The organism is Streptomyces sp. NPDC104307, assembly GCF_055584045.1.
Genome location: NZ_JBVJMU010000023.1, coordinates 112528 through 138253, shown reverse-complemented (window position 1 = coordinate 138253; position 25726 = coordinate 112528). Strand labels below are relative to the sequence as shown.

At 70.2% G+C, this 25726-nt stretch carries 10 protein-coding genes and 1 pseudogene; 4 read left to right on the top strand and 7 right to left on the bottom strand.

Translation table 11 applies throughout. The features are described from left to right. The first annotated feature begins 1045 nt into the window (after positions 1-1045). A pseudogene (locus ACZ601_RS36085) lies at positions 1046-2041 on the top strand (transposase). 18 nt (positions 2042-2059) lie between these two features. Here the strand turns inward: ACZ601_RS36085 and ACZ601_RS36080 are convergent. Then, the gene (locus ACZ601_RS36080; RefSeq protein ID WP_440573898.1) at positions 2060-2743 is read right to left on the bottom strand and encodes an alpha/beta fold hydrolase; all 684 of its coding nucleotides are present in this window, start codon (positions 2741-2743) and stop codon (positions 2060-2062) included. A gap of 515 nt (positions 2744-3258) precedes the next feature. Here ACZ601_RS36080 and ACZ601_RS36075 point away from each other — a divergent pair. After that, positions 3259-3777, top strand: a complete 519-nt coding sequence (locus tag ACZ601_RS36075; protein ID WP_469545823.1) for a hypothetical protein — start codon at positions 3259-3261, stop codon at positions 3775-3777. Positions 3778-4721: 944 nt separating this feature from the next. Continuing rightward, the gene (locus ACZ601_RS36070) at positions 4722-5069 is read left to right on the top strand and encodes a hypothetical protein (RefSeq protein ID WP_440573900.1); all 348 of its coding nucleotides are present in this window, start codon (positions 4722-4724) and stop codon (positions 5067-5069) included. 279 nt (positions 5070-5348) lie between these two features. On the opposite strand, the gene ACZ601_RS36065 is transcribed toward ACZ601_RS36070, so the two are convergent. The 4 genes from ACZ601_RS36065 to ACZ601_RS36050 all read right to left on the bottom strand — a co-directional run bounded on the left by ACZ601_RS36065 (position 5349) and on the right by ACZ601_RS36050 (position 11331). Next, on the bottom strand, positions 5349-5984 hold the full coding sequence (locus ACZ601_RS36065; RefSeq protein ID WP_469545820.1) for an HAD family hydrolase: 636 nt from the start codon (positions 5982-5984) through the stop codon (positions 5349-5351). A 242-nt stretch (positions 5985-6226) separates the two neighbouring features. Continuing rightward, positions 6227-8602 (bottom strand): UvrD-helicase domain-containing protein, encoded by a 2376-nt coding sequence (locus ACZ601_RS36060; protein ID WP_469545818.1) that lies wholly within the window; start codon positions 8600-8602, stop codon positions 6227-6229. A 153-nt stretch (positions 8603-8755) separates the two neighbouring features. Beyond that, a complete protein-coding gene (locus ACZ601_RS36055) occupies positions 8756-9196 on the bottom strand; it encodes a GFA family protein (protein WP_440573903.1) in 441 nt (146 codons plus the stop codon). A 665-nt stretch (positions 9197-9861) separates the two neighbouring features. Next, complete coding sequence (locus tag ACZ601_RS36050) at positions 9862-11331, bottom strand: MFS transporter (RefSeq protein WP_469545815.1); 1470 nt, start codon at positions 11329-11331, stop codon at positions 9862-9864. Between the two features lie 146 nt (positions 11332-11477). Here ACZ601_RS36050 and ACZ601_RS36045 point away from each other — a divergent pair, with 146 nt between their 5' ends. After that, positions 11478-12050, top strand: coding sequence for a TetR/AcrR family transcriptional regulator (locus tag ACZ601_RS36045; RefSeq protein WP_440573905.1), 573 nt, complete (start codon positions 11478-11480; stop codon positions 12048-12050). A gap of 39 nt (positions 12051-12089) precedes the next feature. Here the strand turns inward: ACZ601_RS36045 and ACZ601_RS36040 are convergent, their stop codons facing one another. Together ACZ601_RS36040 and ACZ601_RS36035 are read right to left on the bottom strand one after the other, a co-directional pair. After that, a complete protein-coding gene (locus ACZ601_RS36040) occupies positions 12090-14117 on the bottom strand; it encodes a HelD family protein (RefSeq protein WP_469545830.1) in 2028 nt (675 codons plus the stop codon). A gap of 173 nt (positions 14118-14290) precedes the next feature. After that, the gene (locus tag ACZ601_RS36035) at positions 14291-25726 is read right to left on the bottom strand and encodes an SDR family NAD(P)-dependent oxidoreductase (protein ID WP_469545814.1); all 11436 of its coding nucleotides are present in this window, start codon (positions 25724-25726) and stop codon (positions 14291-14293) included.

Below are 25726 nucleotides of genomic sequence, written 5' to 3'. Positions count from 1 at the left end.
CCCGCGGAGCGGGTACTGCAGCGGCAAGCCGCTGCAGAGCGGTCCGTCTTGCGCAAGCGCAAGACGGATTCCCGCGCAAGCGCGGGAATGGAATTCCGCAAGCGGAATTCCTGGAGGGGATCAATTCGCGCAAGCGCGAATTGTCGGCACCCGCGCAAGCGCGGGTGTTTGGGCTGGTTGTGTGGGAGGGTACATCGTGTTTCGCGCCTGTGTATGGTTTGAGATTACCAGCTTGTCTTTGTGGTTGGGGTGACGGGGTGTTGGCAGGGGTTCGGTGCCGGCCTCGGCGCAGTGACGGGTTCCGCTGCGCTCCACCCTGACCCCTCTCTTGTTCTCAAAGTTGTCCGGTCAAGCTCATAAAATACTCGGTCAGTAGGTATGCCAACCCGTATTTGTGGGACGGATCTGGTGATGCATGATTTGGGAGTGCAGGCGAGCAACTAGGATCATGCATCACTTATGCTAACTGTGTAGATATTGGGTTCTGGCTGCGCCTCCTGTCCAGTCCGAAAACTGCTGAGGAATTCAGAATCGCGCCGCCATGAATTGCTCGGCCGACGAAAGGCAGCTCCGATATGCGTGTGCCGGGATTCGGCATGCGGAGGTGCTGAAGCCGAACGGCCCCTGGGCCGGGCGGCGGAACCCTCCACCGTCACCAGCCACGCCTCCGTGCTTTTGAGCGTCACGGTCCGAGCCACCCGAGACTCAGCAACGCTGCTGCCACCTACGGTCCGCACCGGTTCCGCACAGCCGCACGCGAAGCCGCCTCAGCTCAGTCCGGGGGCACGTGCAGCAGTTGCTGGTCCGCCGGCGCGTGGAACCGCGCTCTCGCCGCTGCGTACAACAACTGGAGGACGCAGCCGAGGCCGTAGAGGGCGCGCTTCTAAATACCGGATAGGCGCGATGCTGTGACCTGCGGAAACGCGAAAGTTGTATTCCTCTGCACACATAGATCTCGATCGATGCGTGCAGAGGTCTATGCGGTCTAGTGCTATGACCGCATAGGTTCGCCGGGTTGGTAGTCGTGACGGTTGGATGTGCGGTGATGTCCGATCCGACTGCTGGAGGTGCGGCGGCTGAGCCTGTCCATGTGCGCAGGTTGACCAGCCAGGAGGAACAGAAGCTGCAGCATCATCGTGCAGCTGGTCGAGACCGACGAGGACACCGTCCGGGACGTAATCCATTGGCTCAACGAGATCGGCCTGGCCTGCCCGGCCCTTCGTTGGGCGGGAGACCGTCCCCGCCTGCTCAGCGATGACGACGAGGGATTCATCGTGGCGACGGCTACTACCCGCCCGCCCAAGCTCGTTCAGCCCTCTGCTCGCTGGTCCATCCGCAAACTCGCCGCCTACCCGCGAAGAGCCCACGGCCACGTGACCAGGATCGGACACGACGCGATACGTTGCCTGCTCGCCCGCCGCCACATCACGTTCCAGCGGACCGGGACGTGGAAGGAGTCGCTCGACCCAGAGCGTGACGCCAAGCCGGACCGGATCGAGGAGGTGCTGAAGCGTTTCCCGGACCGGGTGTTCGCGTTCGATGAGTTCGAGCCGCTCGGGATCCGGCCCACCGGCGGGTTGTGCTGGGCCGAGCAGCGTCGGCCGGAGCGGCATCCTGCGATCTACCACCGTACCCACGGGGTGAGCCAAAAATTTCACGGCTGCTACCCGGTTGGCGACGACACGTTGTGGGGCGTCAACCGTAGGAAGAAGGGCGCCGTGATCACTCTGGCCACGCTGAAGTCGATCCACGCCGCCTGCCCGGACGGCGCCCCGATCTATGTGATCCTCAACAACCCGTCCGCCCACAAGGGCGCCGACATCCGCCGCTGGGCGAAGAGGAACAAGGTCGAGTTGTGCTTCACACCGACCTACGCTCGTGGGCGAACCCCATCGAGGCCCACTTCGGACCGCTGAGAAGTTCACCATCGCCGACGCCCCGCGACCGCGACGTCCTGGCCGCCGAACGCAAGGAGCGGGCCAGCACCCGCAGCGAGAAGGGCCTCCGCTGGGGCGGCAGACCATTACCGACCGCGGCCTGACCACCCAACCCGGCACCGCTAGGAGCTGGCAGCCTTTGCCAGGACTCGGGCGAGTTCGCGAGGACGGGTAGCCATCGGCCAGTGGCCCGAGCCGAGGTCCACGTACTCAAGCTGGGTAGCGCGCGCGAGCTCAGGACTCTCACCGGTGGCGATCCACTCCTCGGCCTGGGCGGGGGTGAACTCGGGACAGACAACCACAACGGGGACGTCGAAGCGGCGCTTGTCGGTCAGGCGCACGACTCCCCTGGCTACCGCCTCGGGGACAGGAACGGCGGCGGACACGAAGCGGTCCCGGGCCTGCTGATCCAAGTCGGCGGCGTCCGCGCCCTCGAAGGGATCCCAGCCCGGGAAGGGCATGGAGCCGCCCTCGATCGCGAAGTGATCGGCGTAGGCAGCCCCATCGGCGGCGGGGAAACCGCCGATCAGGGCGACCTTGGCCACCTTCTCCGGTCGTGCGTCAGCGGCCAGCCAGGCCAGGGTCGATGCTGCGGAGTGCCCTACCACCAGGGGCTTTCCGGGCGCCGCGTCAACTGCGGCAAGCACTGCTGCCAGCTGGTCGTCAAGCGTCGCGGAGGCGGCGCCGTCGCCCTGACCTGGGAGGGTGAGCGGCACAGGGCGGTGGCCGAGCGCGGTGAGTTCGGGCACGACGTCGTCCCATGCGGATCCGTCGAGCCACAAGCCAGCAATGAGCAGGATGTCCACGGTGGTTCTCCCGGAGAGTCGTCAGTTCTGGTTGCCGGCACGCTACCGGGAGGCTCTGACACCGGGCTCCGGTCAGAGTGCGATCTTTGAAATCGGCGGCTCAACCCAACCCAACCCGGCGAACCTACGTGGTCACAGCACTAGCTGACTAGATCTCTCCTGGCCGGGGATCTCACGCATAACATCACCAGGAGCCTGGCGGTCTGGTCCACATCCGTCAGTAGTCAGCGGAACCGCAGGCACTGCCTGAGGCAGCCGCGCATGGATATCTCCTGTGGCTGCTGTGACGGGTCCACGGTTCTGCTGCCTGGCTGGAGTCGGCAGCGCCCGAGCAGTGTGCAGCAGCCGCCCGGCTGGTCTGCAAGTGCTGCGCTGCACCCGCGACACCATCGCGAGCAGCCCCGCCAGGAGAAGCGGCGTTCCGTTGCCGGGCCTCGCCTCATATCGCAAGATGGAGGAGCCTCAGTTGCCTCGGTGGCTTCGCGGATCAAGTCCTCTCGCCTACGGTCGCCTTCATGAGCAGCGACGGCGTAGTAGTGGATGAAGCAGTCCGTGCGGCATGGGACACCTACCGGGTCCTGGAGAAACGAACGCCCACCAACGATCGGCAGCGGGCGCAACAGCGAGTGAAGACCGTAGTGGACTCCCTCGGGCGCGAGGAAGTTTCCCGGGGCACGGTGTTCCTGGTGGGGGTGCTGACTGGGTATCTGATCGCTGAGCCGCCCGGAGGCGGGGAGCAGCTCGATCCGCTCAACGACCTCATCCCTGCCGTGATCCGCCGGCTGCCCTCCTTCGAGATGGCTGACCCTGAGCAGGTGCCGATGGTGACCGGAGTCCTCATGGCAGCCGCTATGGGCATGGACACCGTGGCCTGGCGCGACCAGTTCGGGACGATCCCGCCGAAGGAGGCCATGGTCCACGGCTTCGTGCTCTGGTTGCTCGCGGACCTCTTCGACTCCATGGTCGACAAGCCGGGAACCGTCGACCAGTTGATGCGCGGGACGTTCGAGACCATGGACACCTCGGAAGGCTGAACGTTGTGGTGGGGCTTCGCCGGCCGTCTGCCCCGGCGTGGCGCCGACTGCCCGGCACTGACGTCCGGGTCAGCTCTGCAGGTGCACGAAAGGCGGCCGGCGTAGTTCTGATAGGCCGGGCTTGTTGAGCAGCGGTAGGTGGCCGCAACGTCGGCCAGGGCGCCGACCGGGCCGTGGGCGCTGACCGCCGGGTGAACGAGGACCGATGCCGAAGAAGCCACCACACGATCCGACGTACGGCTTCGACCACGCCACTCGCCCGTCCATCACCACGATCTGGCCCCGCTGATGCTGAGCTTGAGGTTTTGGCCCTTGCCTGGAGGCAGATGTCTGCGGGGCGCTCGTCCCTCTGCCCAGTAGGCGAAAAGCATCGCGCCGATGCCCAGGACGGTGACCTGGATGACTCCCGAAGTACGCCACAGTAGAGCGAGAAGGCCAATGCTTGTCGCTACCGCTCCCGCAGCCAGGATCCAAACGGCACGCCATGCAGTTCCCGGCGACGTCGATACGTCCTGCGGGTTCTAGATATCCCTCCATCGGTCCATGCGCAGGTCCGGAACAACCAGGCGATCGCCGTTATATCGCTAATGAGGAGAAGCGCTGCTACTCACCGCTGGTCAGGCATAGTGCTGGTGCCTCGGTGGCAGAGACGGGGTGTCGTGTGGTTCGGACTCGTGGTGGTGACGGCGTGAACGTCGGCGTGTACCTGTGGAGTGACGTGTTCGATGTCGCCGCCCCGGTGATACAGACGCATCCCGTCGCGGCCGGCATCACTCAGGGTCGCGTGGGCTTTCTGCACGAGCGTCGCGCCCTTGTGCCGGGTTTGCGCCGGTTGAAGGCGAGGCTGCTCGCGGCGGTTGCCTTGTCGGCTCCTCAGTCTTGCCGAACCTCGTACTGTTCCCTTGCCGCGAAGGGAAGATGGACGGCATGACGAAGGAGGCCACATGGGGCTGAACTCCCGCAGGGCCCAGATCTTCTGGGCGATCGTTCCCATTGCGCTGGCCGGGTTCATCCTGGAGCTTCCCTTCATCTGGCGTGCGCTCAAAACGAAGAAGAGAAGCGATATCAGGGCGGCTGGTGTCTTCGGCGTTGCCCAACTGGCGGTTTACGCCGCGTTCGCCTTTGACCAGAGCGACAAGGCTGACGAAATCAGCAATGTCACCGGCGCGGTGGTGTGGCTCTGCGCCTTCTCAGCCGCCGTGGGCGCCGCCTATCTTTACCGCCCGCTGAACAAGGAGGAGATCGTGGATCAGCGCCGGGACGCTCGGCCTGGTTCGTCCTACTTGGGCTGAGCCGGATTTGGTGGACCGGAGCGCGGACCCAGCGAGCGTTGGGGACAGCGTCGAGAGTCTGTTGCTGCTCCAGTCCACCGTGAAGCAGATGGTCGCGAAGCACGGCCGGACGGCGAGGTCTCGGGCCAGACAAGGATCGCGCTCACCGGGCCGGGGTGTTCCCCGTGCCTCTCTGGGCAGCTGCTTGCTTCTGTACCTGGCCGCGGTGGCCCGCCGGTTGCTGGTCGACCGCTCCTCGTCCGGGCGGGCCGTGGCCGTGGGCTGACGCCGCTTCAAGCTTCAAGGACTGGCCACAAGCCCTTGTTTGATCAGCAGGCTTCGCACCTCGGCCAAGGAGGCAACGCACATGTGTGCTTGCCGGAGCGATTCTTCCGGGTGGGTTGTGGTCAGGCCGACGACGGTGCAGCCGGCTGCCACCGCAGCCCGTATGCCTGCGGGTGCGTCCTCCACGACCAGACACTCCGATGTCGCGATGCCGAGTCGGGACGCGGCCAGCGCGAAGCAGTCCGGCGCGGGCTTCGCGTGTTCCACGTCGCTGCCATAGACCTGTACGGCCGGGAGGGGGAGCCCCTCGGCGGCGAAGCGGGCTTCGACGAAGGCTCGGTCGCCAGAGGTCACGATCGCCCACGGGCTGCCGGACAGCGCCTTCAGTAGAGCAGCAGCTCCCTCGACGGGTATGACCGTGTCCTTCTCCTGCGCCAGCAGCTCGTCGAGCACCTTCCGCTCAGCTGCTGGGTCGAGGTGGGCGGCCGCGTCCTTGACGGTGTCCTCGGGGCGCCGTCCGAAGGTGAGCTCCCATACCTTCTCGGGATTCAGGCCCTTTCCCAGGGACCAGGAGTTCCAGACTCTCCGGTGAGCGCCCGCTGAATCCAGCAGGACTCCGTCCACATCGAATAGCACAGCAGAGATTTTCATACCGGCATGCTCCCAGGAGGGTGCGCCCCCAGGTCGAGGAGGTCTGACACGGGGGCGACTTCAGTTTTCTCGGGTTCTGGCTCACTCTCCGTGGAGCATGCCTGGTGAGTATCGACAACTTGCTGACCAGGTGGGCGATGCCCCGAGGATCTTGACGGCGTCGTCCGGATCCGTCTGCTCGTCTTCACTGCCCTCGATGCATAACGAAGCCGGGTGGGCGGTGGGGCGGGTCCCGTGGTGCTTCACTGCGCGGCGCCGCGCAGGTGTTTTCGTAGTGCCGCACGTAGGTGCGGGAGTGTGGTGCGGGCGCCGAGCGTGGTGAGGAAGTCCGGGACGCTCCAGCGGATCAGGGAGCCTTGCCGTGCGAGGTAGAAGCCGATGTCGCGGATGCCGTAGTGGTCGTCGTAGTCGAGGAGGAGGTAGCCGGCGAGTTGCTGTACCTCTTCTCTGCCCAGGCGGTGGGGTCGTGTCATGGCCTTGCAGTCGATGAGGAAGCCGCCGGTGATGAAGTCTGCGTCGGCCTTGATGTCGGTGCTGCCGGTGAACGTGGGCCCGCATACGCGCTGGTGGGCGGGGAGGGATCGCAGGGGTGCGAAGGGTGTTTCGGCGAGTTTCATCTGCTCGTCGATGTCTTCGAGTACGTAGGCCGGTACAGCACCGGTCAGGGCTTTGGCGGTGGTGTGTTCGTCGACCAGGTTGAGGAGGTTGCGTTTGCGGGGGAATGTGCCGTTTCGGTAGACGGCTTCGAAGAAGCTGGTGACGAAGCAGAGCCTGGTCAGCTCGTCGTCGTCGAGGCGGTGTGTCGGGTCTGCCAGGTGGGCGCGGAGGCGGCCCAGGACACTGTTGCCGATCAGATGGAGGTTGGCGCGTACGGCGGTGCTGGGTGCTCCTTCGATGGGGAGGCCGCTGCCGATGATGTCGACGCCGGCCTGCGCGGCGGAGCCCGGGTCGGAGCCCAGGTTCAGGCGCAGCCGGTAGTCGACGGTGTGGCCGAGTGCGGCGAAGTCGGGACGGCGTTCGTTGAGGGGCTGTACGGGGTGTGGAAGGCCTTGGATGTGCTGGATGTAGGAGGCGACGACGCGTTCTGGGTGGGGGAGGTGCCGGGCCATGAAGAGGGACATCGGAGAGCGGGGGTACTTGAGCTGTCCGGTCAGTGGCAGTCGGGCCACGGGGATGCCGTCGGGGGTGGTGTGGGCCGTCGCGGTGGTGGAGCGGGTCCGCAGCCGATTGATGCCGACGGTATCGAGCTGGGTGCGGGCCCGGGTGACTGCCACGTAGACGAGGCGTGCGAGGTCGGGGCGAACGTCGCGGGCGTCGTCGGGCGGGGTGAAGCCGGGGCCGATCCGTACGCGGTTCCACTCCCGGCCCTTGGCCTTGTGGACCGTGGAGACGATGACTCGGGCCTGTTCTTCGTCGCTCATCTGCTGGACTGTGCGGATGATCTGGCGGGGGCCATAGGCGTCGACCATGTCGACGATCGATTTGAGGTCGGCAGCGGCGGAGTCCTGCTCCGCGTACTCCTGGACCTCGCCCCAGGAGGAGAAGAGGGCGAGGTCGTGGTGGGAGGTGCGGCGGCCGGATTGCAGGTCGATGGCGGCCTTCGCGATGCTCAGCAACGGCTTCCCGCCGCCGACCAGGGCGACGGGCACCTTCCGGTCCAGGAAGCGCAGGACTTCGGCGAGGGCGTCGGCGTTGCCCCGGCACAGAACCGCGTCGGGAATATCGATCGTGGTGAGCTCGGACGGCTCGGCGGCGTGGCCGGTGAGCTGCATGGTGGATGTCGCCGCGCGTAGCCAGTGGTTGGCGACATCCGCAATGGGCGGGCCGAAGCGGAAGGACTGGGTGAGTTCCATTCTCCTGCCTGGGAACCCGCTCATGATGTCCTTGGCGTGACGCCATTCGTAGATCTGCTGGGAGGGGTCTCCGACGCAGACGCGCTGGGCCTGTTGCGCGAGGAAGATCTCTTCGAGGACCGGGTTGGTGTCCTGTGCTTCGTCCAGCAGGATGAAGTCTGCGTGCAGCCGGGGGCGGGTGAGTGCCCACATCTTCAGGTAGTGGTCGTGCGTGAAGGGAAGGGTTCCGGTCTCGGAGCAGATGTCGTCCCATGCCCGTCGGGCGCGTGGCAGCAGCCCCTGTGCGACGTACTGCCGGCCTGCGTCGTCGAGTCCGTTGACCGTGGTCATGTGGCCGGCTGAGAGTTGCTCGTCGGTGGAGTAGCAGAAGCGCTTGACCATCTCCATCACGAGGTGAGCCAAGGTCGTGGCTTTCAGGCGGCGGCCACCGACGGCCACGTCACGGTGCAGGTCGAGGAGTTGCGCGGTGCGCCACAGCGGCATGTGGCGTGTGGTTTCCATACGGGTTTGGAAGCGGCTGCCCACCTCACGGTAGGCCAGGCTGTGCGAGGTTCTGCAATGCACGTTGGTCCCGAAACGGGCCCTGGCCTCCTGTGCGATGGGCTTGTTGAACGCGATGTACACGCCGCGGCGGCGGGATGCGGCGCCCATCATCACCAGTGTCGATGTCTTTCCCGTGCCCGCGCCTGCCACCAGGGCGAGGTCGTGACCGGCGGTGAAGGCATCTCGTGCTGCTGCTTGCTCCTCGGTCGCCTTGACTTCCACTGTGTCGTTCCCTTCGTGCACTTGCTGGCTGCCCGGTCTGCCCGTTGGGATGGGCCGCTCCGGATGTGCGGGCAGCCCCCCGTGTCAACATCCGGGGCCGCCGGCCGGGGTCGTCGAAGGAGCGGGTGAGGTTGCTGGTCGGTGAACGGGTGGTCAACCGGCCGTGCTGTGCTCGGTCCCGGGTACCGGGGGCAGCCAGTGCGCGGCGTTGTTGTGGAAGGAGGTGTGGATCGGCACAAGGTCTGGGGCGCTGGTGTCGTCGAGGGCGGTGACGTTGATGCCAACCTCAAGGACGTCGCTGTCGATCGCCGCGAGCCGGCAGCCGCAGTTCGGGCAGAAGCCACGTTTCGCCTCGCCTTCGAAGGTCTCGTACCAGGTTGGCTCGCCGCCCTCACCGGTCCAGGTGACCGTCTCGAATCCCACCCACCACATCATTGGTGTGCCGCCGAGCTTTTGGCAGTGGGGGCAGACACAGGTGTGGGGGAAGACGGCCGGGCCTCGGGTGGTGAAACGGATGCGGCCGCACAGGCAGCCGCCGGTACGTTCCCTGACTGTTTCGGCCGCCTGGGCGTCGGCGGCGAGGGGGTGGTTCATCAGGTGATCTCCTCGGAGGATTGGGCAAGTTGGGTTGCGGGGGCAGCGCCGCTCTCGTCCGCTCCGAGAGGGGCTGCCATCCGGTCAGGCAGACCGGCAGGTCGTCGAAGCTGCGGTGCGGGTTCACCAGGTGCTGCGGGCCGGGGGCGCGGTGTCGGGGGCGCCCTGCGCACTGGTGGTGCCCTGTCCAGATCGGAGGGCGGCCGGAGTTCGGGAGGAACAGCGCATTGCGTTCGTCGGGGAAGGTCGCCTCGACCTGGGGCATATGGTGTCTCCGGCCTGTGGTGACCTGGGATCGAGGAAGGCAGCCGGGACATCTCGGGGCCGTAGGTGATCATCCTGCGGCCGGCTGGGATGGTTCCGCGAAATCGCCCGGGACCCCTCAAACGGATTCCGACGCGAGCGTTTGAACGAAGCCGGCGACCACGAGAAGGGGTGCTGGTTCGGTGGCCTTGCGCTCGACAGTGGCGCCGCTGACCAGACTTCCGGTGTCCCGACCTGAGGTATTGCCGCGGCCACGAGAAATAAGGTCGAACGAATAACGGATCGCCTGGGCGAAGCCCGCCCCCATCAACGCGCCCCGCCCCGCCACGGTGGGGCGGGGCGGGGCGGGGCGCGTTGATGGGGGCCCGGCGTGCTGTCTCCCGGCCGTGGCCGGGGGAACGTCAGTGGCTGGTCGCGGGGACTTCGTTCAGGGTGGGGGCCGTCTCCGGGTCAGTGGAACGTTGCGGTGCTGCGGGGCTTTCCGCGGGCTTGGGCTTGGTCAGCCACAGTCCGGTGAACACGGCGGTGACCAGGGTGACGACGCCGGCCGCGAAGAATGCGCTGTTGAGGCCGGCCTCGAAGGTGGCGCCGCCGGATTGCCGGCTGCGGACGATGGCTCCGAGTACCGCGACGCCGAAGACGGCGCCGATCTGCCGGGTGGTGCTGCTGACGCCGGACGCCAGGCCGCCTTCCTGCGGGCTGACCGCTTGGATGGCGGCTCCCGTGAGCGGGGACATGGCCAGGGCGAATCCGATGCCGGCGAGTGCCAGGCGCCACCACACGTTCTCGTATCCGGTGTCGGCGTGGACGGTGCCGAGTGCCATCAGGCCCAGGCCGGCCAGGGCGAGGCCGGTGGTGACCACGACGCGGAAGCCGTATCGGGCGGCGAGTCGTCCTGCGTACAGGCTGACGACGACCATGGCGAGGGACATGGGCAGGGTCTGCAGGCCGGCACGCATGATCGAGCTGCCCTGGACGTAGACGAAGAACTGGGAGAAGAAGAACGAGGAGCCCGTGAGGGAGAACCCGACCACGACCATGGCGGTGTTGGACACGGTGAACAGGCGCTGCTTGAAGAGCCGCAGGGACAGCATGGGTGCGATGCGGCGGGCTTCGACGGCGATGAAGGCGGCGAGGAAGACCACCGCGGCGGCGAAGCAGGCAAGGATCTCCGGTGACGTCCAGCCGCGGGCACCGCCCTCGATCAGGCCGTAGGTCATCACGCCCACGGCGAGGATCGACAGCACCGTGCCCGGGATGTCGATCGCGGGGGCGTTCGGGTTGCGGGACTCGTCGAGGCGGCGCAGGCCGACCAGGAGCAGGGCCACGCCGAAGGGCAGGTTGACGAGGAAGATGGCGGGCCAGCCGAAGGCCTGGGTCAGCACGCCGCCGGCCACGGGGCCTGCGGCGAGGCCGATTCCGCTGAGTCCGGCCCACAGTCCGATCGCCTTCATGCGTTCTTGCGGTACGGGGTAGGCGGCGGCGAGGAGGGCGAGCGAGGCGGGGGCGAGGGCGGCGGCTCCGATGCCCTGCAGTACCCGGCCGGTGATCAGCCAGCTGACCGAGGGTGCGAGGGCACAGACCAGTGATGCGGCGGTGAACACCGCCACGCCGCTCAGGTAGACCCGCTTGCGGCCGAACCGGTCGGCGAAGACGCCACCGGTCAGGAGCAGCATGGCGACCAGGAGTACGTAGGCGTCGACGATCCACTGCAGGCCGGTCAGTTCCGTGTGGAGCCGGTGCTGCATGTCGGGCAGCGCTGCTCCGACGATCGTGTTGTCGAGCAGGACCATGAACTGGCCCAGGCAGGTCACCGCGAGCAGCACGGCCCGGTTCGGGCGGCTGCCTACTGTCGCAGGCGATGCAGCCATGGGGGATTCCTCTCAATCGTCGATTGCGCCCGGCCACGACCGGCGTGGTCAGCCTCTGGACGCTTTAAGGCAGTCAGTAGCTGCGTTAGCAGACTATACGGAGGGCCACCCTTAAACGCAAGTCCTGACTGCGTTAAGGTGGAAGCATGGACGAACGACAGCGAACCCGACGGCCCGGCGGGCGCAGCGCCCGCGTCGGCGCGCAGGTGCACCAGGCGGTGACCGCCCTGATCAGTGAACGGGGCTACGGCCACTTCACCGTCGGAGAGGTCGCGGCCCGCGCGGGTGTGGCCGACAGCAGCATCTACCGCCGGTGGGGCAGCCTGGAGGATCTCCTCTCCGAGGTGGCGCTCACCCGCCTCAACGCGCAGTCACCCATGCCCGACACCGGAAGCCTCGCCGGTGACCTGCACGCCTACGCGGCCAACGTCGCCCGCGAGATCACCGGACCCGACGGTCTGGCGCTCGTGCGCCTCGCCGTCGCCCTCACCGGCACCGACCAGGAAGGCCGGCTGGGCCGGCAGGCGCGTGACAGCCTGCGCGACGAGCGCACCCGGCAGCTGCAGTCCATGCTCGACCGCGCCGTCGAGCGCGGCGAGAGGACCCCCGCCGCGCTCGACGTGCTGGACCACGTCCTCGCCCCGATGTACATCCGCGTCCTGTTCGGCATGGAACTCACCCCTGAGTACGTCGATGGGCTCGTCGACCGGCTGTTGTGACCACTCGATCCGCCCTCGTGGCACCGGGGCGCGGAGTCGTCAGGCGGGCTGGGCGGTAATGGTGCAGAGCCGTTTGGTGGCCCGGGTCAGGGCTACGTACAGGTCTCTCTCCCCGCCGGGGCGGGCCGTGATGATTTCCTCGGGGTTCAGGACGACGACCCCGTCGAATTCCAGGCCGCGTGCTTCGGAGGCCGGCACGATGCGTGCCTGCTGCAGGATGCCCCGGGCCGTCAGCTCGCTCACCCTGGTGTCCGCGCAGATCACCCCCAGGAGCTCGTCGGGGTACGCGGTGCTCTGAGCTTGGAGTTCCTGGACGACGGCGGTCACCGACGCGTCCTGAGGTGTGGTCACGGAGCGAGGGCTCTCACCGCTTCGCAGTGACCGGGTGGGCTTCTGGTCCGGAGCGATCCGCGTGAGCAGGTCCCGGACGCTCTCCAGGATCTCCTGCGTGGTGCGGTAACTGACAGTCAGGTTGTGCAGTTTGAACCTCGGTCCGACGTGGGGGCTCAGCGCTTCGGTCCAGTCGCGTGCTGTCGCGACCGGGCCTGCCTGGGCGAAGTCGCCCACCAGCGTCATCGCTCTTGCCGGGCAGCGGCGGACGATCATCCGCCACTGCATGGCGGTCAGTTCCTGCGCCTCGTCGACGACGACGTGCCCGTACGTCCGCTCGGGGGGACCCTCGACCAGGCTCGCCGCCTCGTCCAGCAGCGGGACATCGGCACCGGTCCACGGGTCGTCCGGACCTCGCAGCAGCAGGGACCGCTCCTGCTCGGTCAGGCCGGGCAGGTGCTCGGCGAGAGCGCCGGCGTCCGTCAGGAGCTCCTCCACGAGGCCGCCCGGCAGGAGCCTCGGCCACAGCGCCTCGACCTCCCGGTCGACGCCGGCGTCGTCGAGGAGGTCGGCCCGGATGGCGTCCAGGTCGAGCTCGTGCGCCGGATCCGGGCCGGCCGCGCCTTCGGTGCGGCGCTGGGCGACTCCGGTGAACCGGTCGAGGTTCAGGCCCGTCATCTTCTCGGTATCGGCGTCGATCTGCTCCAGGATGTCGCCCATATCCCGCTGCATCGCCTCGGTGACGGCGTCGGCCAGGAGCTCCTTGAACACCTGGCGGGCGGGGTTGTGCCCCGGTACGGCTGCCACGGCGGCGTCGCGTGCCGTGGCCACCTCCTTCTCGGTCAGGTGGACCACTTCCTGACCGACCCGCACGGTGAAGTCACCGGCGGGGGCCTGGTGGACGCGCAGCAGGCCGGCCAGGGCCTCGGCGAGGCCGTAGCCGCCCTTGAGGCGTGCCGTGTCGAAGGGGTCCGCCGCCTCCGTGAACACTCCGGCCAGTTCCTGGCAGGTCGCCAGAACCACGTCGTTCTCTCCCAGCGAGGGAAGGACCTGGGAGATGTAGTCGAGGAACCGGGCGTTCGGGCCCACCACCAGGACTCCCTCTTCAGCGGCGCGCGGAAACGCGTACAGGACGTAGGCCGCCCGGTGCAGGGCGACGACCGTCTTGCCGGTGCCGGGACCGCCCTGCACCACGGTCACCCCTCGGTGGCGGGAGCGGACGATCTCGTCCTGCTCGGCCTGGAGCGTCGCGACGGCGGCGTGCATCTTGCCCGTGCGCCTGGCCGACAGGGCCTCGGTCAGCGGGCCGTCGCCCACGACGTCCTCGTGGGTCGGGTCGGTCCCGTCCAGCAGTTCGTCACTCACCGAGACGACGGTGCGCTCGTCGAGGCGCAGGTGCCGGCGGCGCCGCAGGTCCATCGGGTGGACCGGTGTCGCCTCGTAGAAGGGCCGCGCCGCGTTCGCGCGCCAGTCCACGAGCAGCGGCAGGTCGTCCTCCTCGGTGTGGAGTCCGATCCGTCCGATGCGCAGGGCGGTGCCGTCCGTCCAGTCGATGCGTCCGAAGACCAGCCCCTTTTCGGCGCCCTCCAGCCGGCCGATCTCCTTGACCAGACGTTCGGCGGCGATTTCCCTCTCGTACGCCTCACCGGCGCTGTCGGCCGGGGCCTTCAGCACACTCGCTCTGTCAGCTCGTGCCTCGGAAAGCCGCTCGGTGAGCAGTTCGTACAACGAGGACACATAATCCTGCTCCGATTCAAGCGCGCCCACAGCAGAATCATTCCTTTTCGACAACAAGAAGCTCCTTTGATTCGAGCCACACCATACGGACGAAGCTCTCTAAAGGTAAGTCTTGACTTACTTGTTGGGGCTATGCCCCTACGGCTGGGTCCAGTGCCAACCATATTTATGTGTCACGCATTTGACTTTGTGTCACGCATTTGCCTGCTCCGTATATCGGAATGCTGGACGGAATGGCCGTCGAGTGAATCGAGCCAGTGCCGCAGGCGGTCGGCGGTCTCGGCCGCCCGGTCCTCGATGATCGAGAAGTGGTCTGCCTCGATGTACTCGGCCGGTCCTCGGTGTTGCCAGTCGGGGACGGGGTCGAATGCGCCGAAGCTGCTCAGTGTCACGGTGGCCCGCAGGTTCAGTGTCGGAGCGGCGATCCGTTCGGCCTCGCGCTCGGGGTAGATCCGCACGTAGCCGCCCATGGAGACCAGACCGTGGTCGTCGAGGGGGGTCAGCGCGTTGTCGCGGGACAGGATCTGTCCCAGCGCGTCGGTGAGGATGCGGCGGGTCGCTTCGTGCTCGTCCGGGGCGTAGGTGTCGATCATCGCGAGGCCCACGAGTTCGCCGCCGCCGCTCTCGATCCGTCGGGCGACCGCATGGGCGACCGCACCACCCGCCGAATAGCCGATGAGCGCCACGGGGCCCCGTTCAAGTTCCGGTACGACGGCCGCCGCGAGGCTCTCGATCGCCGCCTCCCAGGTCGCCGGCAGGTCCTCGCCCGCGCGCATTCCGGGCAGCCGCAGCGCACTGACCTGTCGCTCGCCGCCCAGTTCACGGGCCAGGCGGGCGAACTGGTGAGGGCCCGATCCCGCCAGGAACGACGGGATGCAGATCAGTGCCGGTGCCGTGGCGCCGCGCGCCAGGAGCTGTGCCGCGGCCGGGCGTCGTCCGGCGGCCTCACCGGCGGTGTACGTGGTCATCAGAGCCGAGCTCGCGGTCAGCAGGGGCATCGCCGCCGCCAGTTCGCCGCGGTGGTGTGCCGCCGTCACCAGGTCTGTGAGCGTGCCGCGCACGCCGGCCGGTTCCTGCTCGACCACCTCGGTGTCGGGTTCCTCGATCCGCGACCGTACGAGCTTCGCCACGTCGGCGGCGGTCGGATAGTCGAAGATCAGTGTCAACGGCAGCTCCAGGTCGGCCAGTTGGGCGAGCCGGTTGCGGAATTCGACGGCACCGAGGGAGTCGAATCCGAGCTCGGTGAACAGCGCGTGCGGGTCGATCGCCTCACCGGACCGGTGACCGAGGACCGCCGCCGCGACGTTGCGCACCTCGCGCAGGATCACACCGTCGCGGTCCGCGTCGGGCAGTGCGGCCCATTGCCGCGCCAGGCCGGCATCGGTGCTCGCGGCGGCCGCGGGGACCCGGATCATGCCGCGCAGCGTCGCGGGCAGGGTGCCGCCGCGTGCCAGGTCGGTGAGCGCCGCCGTGTCCAGCAGGGCGGTCATCGGTGTCGCGCGGTCCGTCGCGAGTGCGTTGTCGAACAGCGCCATGCCGGACTCCGGGTCGATCGGGACCAGGCCCAGCCTGGTCCGGATCCGGCGGGTGTGCTGCTCGCCGCCGTCCCCGCCGAGCGCCCCCGCCATGCCGACGGTCCACAGCCCCCAGGCCAGTGAGTGTGCGGGCAGGCCCGCGCCGCGCCGCACGCGCGCCAGCGCGTCCAGGGCGCTGTTCGCGGCGGCGTAGTTGCCCTGGCCCTGGCCGCCGAGCAGCGGTGCCGCGGACGAGAACAGCACGAACGCCGACAGATCGAGGTCGCGGGTCAACTCGTGCAGGTGCAGTGCCGCGTCGATCTTCGGTGCCAGTACCCGCGTCGTCTGCGCGGTGGTGAGGGTGTCGAGCGTGCCGTCGTCCAGGACGCCCGCCGTGTGGATGACGGCGGTCAGCGGGGCGTCGGTGCCGATGCCGGCCAACAGGGCTTGGACGGCGGCGCGTTCGGTGACGTCGCACTCCGCGATCTCGACGTGGGCGCCGAGAGCGGTCAGTTCGGCGGCCAGTTCGCCGGCGCCGGCCGCGGCCGGGCCGCGCCGGGACGCCAGCAGCAGGTGTCGTGCGCCGCGCTCCGCGACCAGATGCCGGGCGACGATCGCGCCGATGCCTCCGGTGCCGCCGGTGATGAGGACCGTGCCCCGGTCGAAGGCCGGTGGCGCGCCCGGTCCGGTCGCGGGGAGCGGCTGCAGGCGCGGTGCCAGGAGCCGGCCCTCGCGAACGGCCAGGTGCGGTTCGTCCTGGGCCACGGCGTCGGCGAGCGAGGTGATCGGCAGGGCGTCGCCGTCGTGGTCGATGAGCTGGAACCGGCCCGGGTACTCCGACTGTGCGCTGCGCACCAGACCGGCGACGGCGGCCCCGACCAGAGCGGGTTCCTCGCCCGGCAGTCCGGCGGCCAGGCGCGTCACGATCACGAGCCGGCCGGGGTGTTCGGCGCCGGTCCAGCTCTGCAGGAGGGCGAGCGTCGTCAGCACACCGGCGTGTACGTCCGCCGCGCCGGCGCCGGATTCGCGGGGTGCCTGCCACACCACCGTGTGGGGAACGTCTCGCAGCGCGGCGAGTTCGGCCAGGTCGGCGCAGCGGGTGGGAGGCTCGGGCGCCTCGACGGTCGCGGGACCGCCGAGCACGGCGATGCGCCGGACGTCCGCCGCGGGGGCTGCGGGCACGGTGACCCATTCGAGGTCGAACAGTGGTGCCGCGCCCTGCAGCCGGGCCAGCACGTCCCGCTCGATGGGGCGGACCCGCACCGACTCGACGCTCAGTACCAGGGCACCGGTCTCGTCGACGGCGTCCACACGGAAGGTGTTCGGCGCGGTGCGGGCGATGCGTACGCGCAGGGCAGCCGCGCCGGACTGTGCCAGCTGGACACCGTCGAAGGCGAAGGGCAGGGGTGCCCGGCCGTCGGGCCCGGTCTCGGCGAGGGGGCCGGCGGCTGCGTGGAACACCGCGTCCAGCAGCGCCGGGTGCAGTCCGAAGGCGGCGCTGCCGGACGCGGTCGCGGTGTCGAGCGCCAGCTCTGCGAAGACTTCCTCCCCGCACGACCACGCGGCGCGAACCCCCTGGAACGCCGGGCCGTACGCGAATCCGAGGTCAGCGAGCGCCCGGTACACCTCCGCCCCGTCGACCCGTTCGCCCGCGACCGGAGGCCATACCCGGGGCCAGCCCGGTGCCGGGGCCGGTGCGGCGGGGGTGAGCAGGCCTCGGGCCTGCTCCACCCAGGTGTCGGTGACGCGGGCGTGGACCGTCACGGTCCGGTGGCCGTCGGCGTCGGGTCCGCCCACGGCGAGCTGAAGGTCCGCGCCGTTGGCGGGGAGGATCAGCGGCGCTTCGAGCGCCAGTTCCGCCAGGCGCGGCACGCCGAGCCTGGCACCGGCGGCCAGTGCCAGTTCCACGAACGCGGTGCCCGGCGTCACGACGGTGCCGAGGACGGTGTGGTCGGTGAGCCATGGGTGGGTGCGCTGCGAGAGCCTGCCGGTGAACAGCCACTGGTCCGTGCCGGCGAGCTGTACCTGGGTGTGCAGCAGCGGATGGCCGGCGCTGTCGGTGCCGGCGAGCGGCACGGCGGTCTCCGCGGGCCGCAGCCAGAATCGTTCGTGCTGGAAGGGATAGGTGGGCAGGGCGGTCCGTGCCTGCGGCCGGGCTCCGAGGTAGTCGGCCCAGCGCACCGGCCGGCCCGCGCAGTGCGCTGTCGCCAGCGCGGTGACCAGCTGCTCGGGTTCTGCGGCTGTGCGACGAGCTCCCGCGACCACCGATGCGCGCTGTGCGGGGTCGGCTGCCAGCGTGGCGCGGGTCATGGTGGTCAGTACGGCGTCGGGGCCCAGCTCGACGAAGAGGCCGACGCCCGACCGCAGGAGGGACCGCACGGCCGGGGCGAAGCGCACGGCCTCGCGCACCTGCCGTACCCAGTACTCGGGGGTGCCCAGGGACGCGTCGGCGAAGGCGCCGGAGACCGTGGAGCACAGGGCGATGGACGGCTCGTGGTACGTCAGGTCCGCGGCGATCTCCGCGAACTCGCTCAGCATGGGATCCATCAGGGCGGAGTGGAACGCGTGGCTCACCCGCAGCCTGTTGGTCCTGACGCCCTCGGCCGCCAGCAACGAATCGAGTGCAGAGACCGCGTCGGTGTTCCCGGAGAAGACCACCGCTTCGGGGGCGTTGACCGCGGCCAGGGAGACCTCTGCGGCCGGATCGGTATTGGCCGCTGCCAGCAGTTCCTCGGCCCGTGCCTCCGGCACCGCGGCGGCCAGCATGCTCCCGCCGGCCGGCAGGGCCCCCATCAGACGGCCCCGGGCCGCGACGAGCCGGCACGCGTCCGGCAGCGACCACACCCCGGCCACGTGTGCGGCGGCCAGCTCGCCGATCGAGTGCCCGGCCACCGCGTCCGGTGTCACGCCCATCGACTCGACGAGGCGGTACATCGCCACCTCGAACGCGAACAGGGCAGGCTGGGCGTACTCGGTGCGATCGAGGAGGGTCTCGCCGCTCGCGTCGAACATCACGTCCCGCAGCGCGTGCTCCAGGTGTGCGTCGAATTCCGCGCACACCTCGTCGAGCGCGGCCGCGAAAGCCGGGAACTCCCGGTACAGCCCGGCGCCCATCCCGGCCCGCTGCGCGCCCTGGCCGGTGAACAGGAACGCTGTCGTACCTGTCCGGCCGACGCCGTCCACGATGCCCGGTCCCGGCTCGCCGGCCGCCAGCCGTGCCAGGGCCGTCAGCAGCGACTCCCGGTCCGGGCCCACGACCCCGGCGCGCTCGTCGAGTCGCGCGCGGTGCAGCGCCAGCGTCGTCGCGGCGTCGGTCAGGTCGAGCTCGGGGCGTTCGCGCAGGGTGTCGTGCAGGCGGCGCGCCTGGTCCCGCAGCGCGGCGGGCGTCCGGGCGGACAGCAGCAGCGGTACGGCCGCCGGGCCCGGTGCGCCGGACGGCCGGGGCAGGGCCGCGGGTGCCTCTTCGAGGATCACGTGCGCGTTGGTCCCGCTGATCCCGAACGACGACACACCTGCCCGGCGCGGCCGTTCCCCGGCCGGCCACGGCTCGGCGTCGGTCAGGATCCGTACCGCGTCCGCCTCCCACTCCACGTGCGGCGACGGTGCGTCGACGTGCAGGGTGGCCGGCAGCACCTCGTGCTGGAGCGCCTGCACCATCTTGATCACACCGCCGACGCCGGCCGCCGCCTGCGTGTGCCCGATGTTCGACTTCAGTGAACCGATCCGCAGTGGCTCGGTGCGCTCCTGTCCGTAGGCGTTGATCAGCGCCTGCGCCTCGATCGGGTCGCCCAGTGTGGTGCCGGTGCCGTGTGCCTCCACCACGTCCACCTCGGCCGCGGCCACACCCGCGTTGGCCAGTGCCTGGGCGATGACCCGCTCCTGGGAGGGGCCGTTGGGGGCGGTCAGGCCGTTGCTCGCGCCGTCCTGGTTGATGGCGCTGCCGCGGATCACGGCCAGTACCGGGCGTCCGTTGCGCTGCGCGTCGGACAGCCGTTCCAGGGCGAGCACGCCGACGCCCTCGGCCCACGAGACACCGTCCGCACCGCTCGCGAACGCCTTGCAGCGCCCGTCCGGTGACAGCGCCCGCTGCCGGGAGAACTCCAGGAACAGCAGCGGAGTCGACATGACCGTCACCCCGCTGGCCAGGACCATCGACGACTCCCCCGCGCGCAGTGCCTGCACCGCCAGGTGCAGGGCCACCAGCGACGACGAGCACGCCGTGTCCACCGTCACCGCGGGCCCTTCCAGGCCGAGGGCGTAGGACACCCGGCCGGAGACGACGCTGCCGGCCGATCCGGTCGCCAGGTAGCCTTCCGCGGCGCCGTCGGCGGCATCGCGGGCCGTGTAGCCGTAGTCCTGGTACATGACGCCCGCGTAGACCCCGGTGTCGCTGCCCCGCAGTGAGGCCGGATCGATACCGGCGTCTTCGAGCGCTTCCCAGGACGCCTCCAGCAGCAGCCGCTGCTGCGGGTCCATCGCCGCCGCCTCGCGGGGGCCGATCCCGAAGAAGGCGGCGTCGAAGTCGCCCGCGTCGTGCAGGAATCCGCCTTCGCGGGTATAGATCTTGCCTGGTTTGCCGGGGTCGGTGTCGTACAGGTCGTCGACGTCCCAGCCTCGGTCTCCCGGGATCGGGCCGATCGCGTCGACGCGCCCGTCGATCAGGTCCCAGAGCTGGTCGGGATTCTCGACGCCGCCGGGATACCGGCAGCTCATGCCGACGATCGCGATCGGCTCGTCGGCTCCGGCAGCGGCCCTGGCACCGGTCGCGGCGGGGCGCGGCCGCGCCGGCTGCGAACCGTCGACCCGGGTGTGCAGGAAGCCCGCGACTGCGGAGGCGGTCGGATAGTCGAACACCAGCGTGGACGGGAGCTGGACTCCGGTGGCGGCGGTCACCTTGTTGCGGAACTCGACTCCGCCGAGCGAGTCGAAGCCCAGCTCGGTGAACGGTGTCCCGGGGTCGATGGCGTCGGCCGACTCATGGCCGAGGACCGCGGCGGCGATCGCGCGGACCTCATCGCGGATCAGCGTCTCCCACTGCTCGGCGGGGGCGTCGAGCAACCGCTGGCGCAGCGGGCTGTCTGCAACCCGGCCGCGCGACGGTACGCGGATCAGGCCGCGCAGGACCGCGGGCAGCGTGCCGAGCCGGCCCAGTGCGGTGAGGGCGGGCGTGTCGAGCAGCGCGGTCATCAGCATCGGTTCACCGGAGGCCAGCGCGCTGTCGAGCATGTGCATGCCGGTGTCCGGCTCGATCGGGGACAGCCCGAGCCGGGTACGGATCTGGCGCACCATGTTCTCGCCGCCCGCGTCGTTCAACGCCTCGGCCATGCCGCGCTTCCACAGTCCCCAGGCCAGCGAGTGCGCGGGCAGGCCGGCGCTGCGGCGCGCCTGGGCCAGCGCGTCCATCGCCGCGTTCGCGGCCGCGTAGTTGCCCTGGCCCTGCCCGCCGAGCAGCGGCGCCGCGGACGAGAACAGCACGAACGCCGACAGGTCCATGCCTCGGGTCAGCTCGTGCAGGTGCCAGGCGGCGTCGGTCTTCGGCGCGAGCACGCGGTCCACCTGCTCGGCGGTCAGCGTTTCGATGGTGCCGTCGTCTGACACCCCCGCGGTGTGCACGACGGCTGTCAGCGGTTCGTGCGCGGGTACGGATTCCAGCAGCGCGGCGACCTCGGCGCGCTCGCTGACGTCGCACGCGGCGACGCGTACGTCGGCGCCCAGCGCGGTCAGCTCGCTGACCAGCTCCTCGACTCCCGGCGCGGCGGAACCGCGGCGCGAGGCGAGCAACAGGCTGCGCACCCCGTGCCGGGTGACCAGGTGCCGTGCGGTGACGGCGCCCAGGCCGCCCGCGCCGCCGGTGATCAGGACCGTGCCGTCACCGAAGTGCGCGGGGGCCGGTTCGCCAGTGGTCGCACGGACCAGCCTCGGTACCAGGGTCACGGCGGCGCGGATCGCGAGCTGTGGTTCGTCCGCGGCGGCCGCGGCGGCGATCCGCTGACGCGGGTCCGCGAGGTCGTCGGGGTCGGTGTCGAGGTCGACGCTCACGATGCGCCCGGGGTGTTCCGACTGCGCACTGCGTACCAGGCCCCGGACGGCCGCTGCCGCGGGGTCCGGCGTCTCACCGGGCAGTCCTGCCCCGTCGCGGGTCAGCACGACCAGTGTCGAGTCGGCGCAGGCCGGTTCGGTGAGCCAGTCGCGCAGCACCGCGAGGGTGCTGTGCACGGCCGTGCGGATGGCTGCGGGAACGTCGTCGCCGTCCGCCGGCGTCGTCTCGGGCGACCAGACGACGGCCGCGCCGGTGTGACCACCGTCCGCCGCGAACGCCGCGACGTCCTCGAAGGTCCCGGCGTGGCCCGCGACCGGCCGCCCCAGTGCGACCAGTTGCCGGTCCGGCGCGGCGGGCGCCGTCACGGGCGTCCAGTCGAGGGCGTAGAGCGGGCTGCCGGTACCGGCGAGAGCGCTCGCGTCCGCGGGGCGGGCGAGTACGGCGTCGATCGACAGCACCGGGGCGCCGTCGGCGTCGCAGGCGTCGATGCGTACTTTCTGGGGGCCCGAGCGGATGATGCGGGCGCGGACTGCGGTGGCACCGGGCCGGAACACGCGGACGCCGCCGAAGGAGAACGGGAGCGGCAGCCTGCCTTCGGGCAGGTCCTCCGCGAGTACGTCGATGGCGGCGTGGAAGACCGCGTCCAGGAGCGCCGGATGTACTCCGAAGCCCGCCGCCCGGCCCGCCGCCGTCTCGTCCAGGGCCACTTCGGTGAACACCTCGTCACCGCTGGTCCAGGCCGTGCGCACGCCCTGGAAGCTCGGGCCGTAGCCGAATCCGAGCTCTGCGAGCCGGTCGTACAGGCCCGGCCCGTCGACGGGTGTGCCGTCGGCGGGCGGCCAGTCGGTGCCGGTCCAGCGCGGTGTCACGTCGTCGGCGGGGGCGAGGACGCCGGTGGCGTGGAGCGTCCACTCCGGCTCGCCCGGGTTGGACGGGGCGGTGCCGGTGACGGCGCGTGAGTGGACCGAGAGGCGCCGGCGGCCGGTGTGGTCGGGCTCGCTCACCGAGAGCTGCATGTCCACGGCGGTGGTGCCGTCGAAGAGCAGCGGTGCCGCCAGGACGAGTTCGTCCATGACGGGCAGGTCCAGCCGGCGGCCCGCGGCCAGGGCGAGGTCAACGAATCCGGTGCCGGGCAGCAGCACCGTTCCGAAGGCCGTGTGGTCAGCGATCCACGGCTGGTCGGTGGTGGAGAGCCGGCCGCTGAACAGCCATTCGTCGCGTCCGGCGAGCGGTGCGGCGACACGCAGCATCGGGTGGTCGAGCGCGTGCAGGCCGGCGCGGCTCAGGTCGCCGAGCGCGTCGTCGTCGGGCTGTACCCAGTAGCGGCGGTGCTGGAAGGCGTAGACGGGCAGGCCGAGGTGGCGGGCCGGCCCTTGCGGTATCAGCGGCGACCAGTCGATGACGGTCCCCGAGCAGTGTGCGGCGGCGAGCAGCCGCAGGAACTGGCCGGCCTCGTCGGTGCCGCGCCGTGCCGCCGCCGTGACCAGCGAGCGGGAGGACTCCTCGTCGCTGAGTACCTGGCGGGTCAGGGCCGTCAGCACCGCGTCAGGACCGACCTCGACGAACCGGCGCACGCCCGCATCGGCGAGTGAGCGCACCGCGGGCGCGAACCGTACGGCCTCGCGTACCTGCCGCACCCAGTACTGCGGCGTCAGCAGCTCGGGTCCGGCCGGCCCGCCGGTCACCGTGGAACACACGCTGATGCGTGGTGTCCGGTACTCCACCGAACCAGCGATCCGCTCGTACTCGGCGAGCATCGGCTCCATCAGGGCCGAGTGGAAGGCATGGCTGACCGTCAGTCGCTTGGTCTTCACCCCTTCTTCTGACAGCTTCTCCTCCAGCGCGTGGACCGCCGCCGTCTCGCCGGAGAACACCACCGCCTCGGGCGCGTTCACGGCCGCCAGCGACACCGCCTGGGCCGTGAGGAGTTCCCGTGCCCGTTCCTCCGGCACCGCGGCGGCGAGCATGGCGCCGCCGGCCGGCAGGGCCCCCATCAGCCGGCCTCGGGCGGCGACGAGCCGGCAGGCGTCGGCCAGCGACCACACCCCGGCCACGTGGGCGGCGGCCAGCTCGCCGATCGAGTGCCCGGCCACCACGTCCGGGGTCACGCCGAACGACTCCAGGAGGCGGTACAGCGCCACCTCGAACGCGAACAGCGCGGGCTGCGTGAATTCGGTGCGGTCCAGCAGGGCGGCGTGCTCGGTGTCGGCGCCGGACATGACGTCGCGCAGCGATACTCCCAGCAGGGCGTCGAGTTTCGCGCACACCTCGTCGATGGCGGCGGCGAACACGGGGAACGCGGCGGCCAGCCCCGCGCCCATACCGATGCGCTGCGCGCCCTGGCCGGTGAAGAGGAAGGCCGTCTCGCCGGCGGTGGCGGCGCCCGACACCACGTGCGGGGATTCCGAGCCTGCGGCGAGGGCCGTGAGGCCGGCGAGGAGACCGGCCCGGTCGGCGCCGAGCACCGCACCGCGCCGTCCCAGCTGGGCGCGGGCGGTGGTCAGGGCGGCGGCGACATCGGCGTCCTCGGCCTCTGGGTGGCCGTCGAGCCAGGCCAGCAGCCGGTCCGCCTGCGCCCGGAGCGCGGGCTCCGACTTGGCGGAGAGCAGCCACGGCGCCGGCAGTGCCGGCCGGCCCGGCGCCGGCTCCGGTGCGACGGCGTCGCGGTCGTGCGGCGCCTCTTCGAGGATCACGTGCGCGTTGGTGCCGCTGATGCCGAACGACGACACGCCCGTGCGGCGCGGGCGGTCGAGCTCGGGCCACTCCTGAGCCCGCGTCAGCAGTCGCACGGTGCCCGCCGACCAGTCGGCCTCCGGGGTCGGCTCGTCCACGTGCAGGGTCGAGGGCATGACGCCCTCCCGCATCGCCATGACCATCTTGATCACGCCCGCGACACCCGCCGCGGCCTGCGTGTGACCGATGTTCGACTTGACCGAGCCCAGCCACAACGGGTTGTCGTCCCCACGGCCCCGGCCATAGGCGGACAGCAGCGCCCGCGCCTCGATGGGATCACCCAGCCGGGTGCCCGTACCGTGCGCCTCCACCGCGTCCACCTCGGACGCCGACAGCCGCGCGTCGGCGAGCGCGGCCCGGATGACCCGCTCCTGCGCGGGCCCGTTCGGTGCGGTCAGCTGGCTGCTCGCACCGTCCTGGTTCACCGCGGAGCCGCGGAGTACCGCCAGCACCCGGTGCCCGGCGCGCTGTGCGTCCGACAGCCGCTCCAGCACCAGGACGCCCACGCCCTCGGCCCAGCCGGTGCCGTCCGCCGAGGAGGAGAACGCCTTGCAGCGCCCGTCCGGCGACAGCCCGCGCTGCCGGGAGAACTCCACGAACGTGCCCGGTGTCGCCATCACCGTGACACCGCCGGCCAGCGCCATGGAGCATTCGCCCTGGCGCAGCGACTGGGCCGCGAGGTGCAGCGCGACCAGCGAGGACGAGCACGCGGTGTCGACCGTGACCGCCGGGCCCTCCAGTCCGAAGGTGTAGGACAGCCGGCCCGACGCGATGCTGCCGGCGCTGCCGGTCAGCAGGTAGCCCTCGAAGTCCTCCGGCGAACGGGGGGTCCGGGAGCCGTAGTCGTCGTACATGACGCCCGCGTACACCCCGGTGCGGGTGCCCCGCAGCGTGGTCGGGTCGATGTCCGCGTGCTCGACGGCTTCCCACGCCGTCTCCAGGAGCAGCCGCTGCTGGGGATCCATCGCCGCCGCCTCGCGGGGGCTGATGCCGAAGAACTCGGCGTCGAACCGGTCCGCCTCGTACAGGAAGCCGCCTTCGCGGGTGTACGAGGTCCCGAGGTGGTCGGGGTCGGGGTGGTACAGGTTCTCCAGGTCCCAGCCGCGGCCCTCCGGGAAGGGGCCGACCGCGTCGCGTTCGGCGCGCAGCAGCTCCCACAGGTCGTCCGGGGAGGCGACGCCGCCCGGAAGGCGGCAGGCCATGCCCACGATCGCGATCGGCTCGTGTGCGCGCTCCTCCAGTTCCTGCACACGCTGACGGCTCTCCCGCAGGTCGACGGTGGCCCGCTTGAGGTAGTCGCGGAGTTTCTGCTCGTTGCTCAT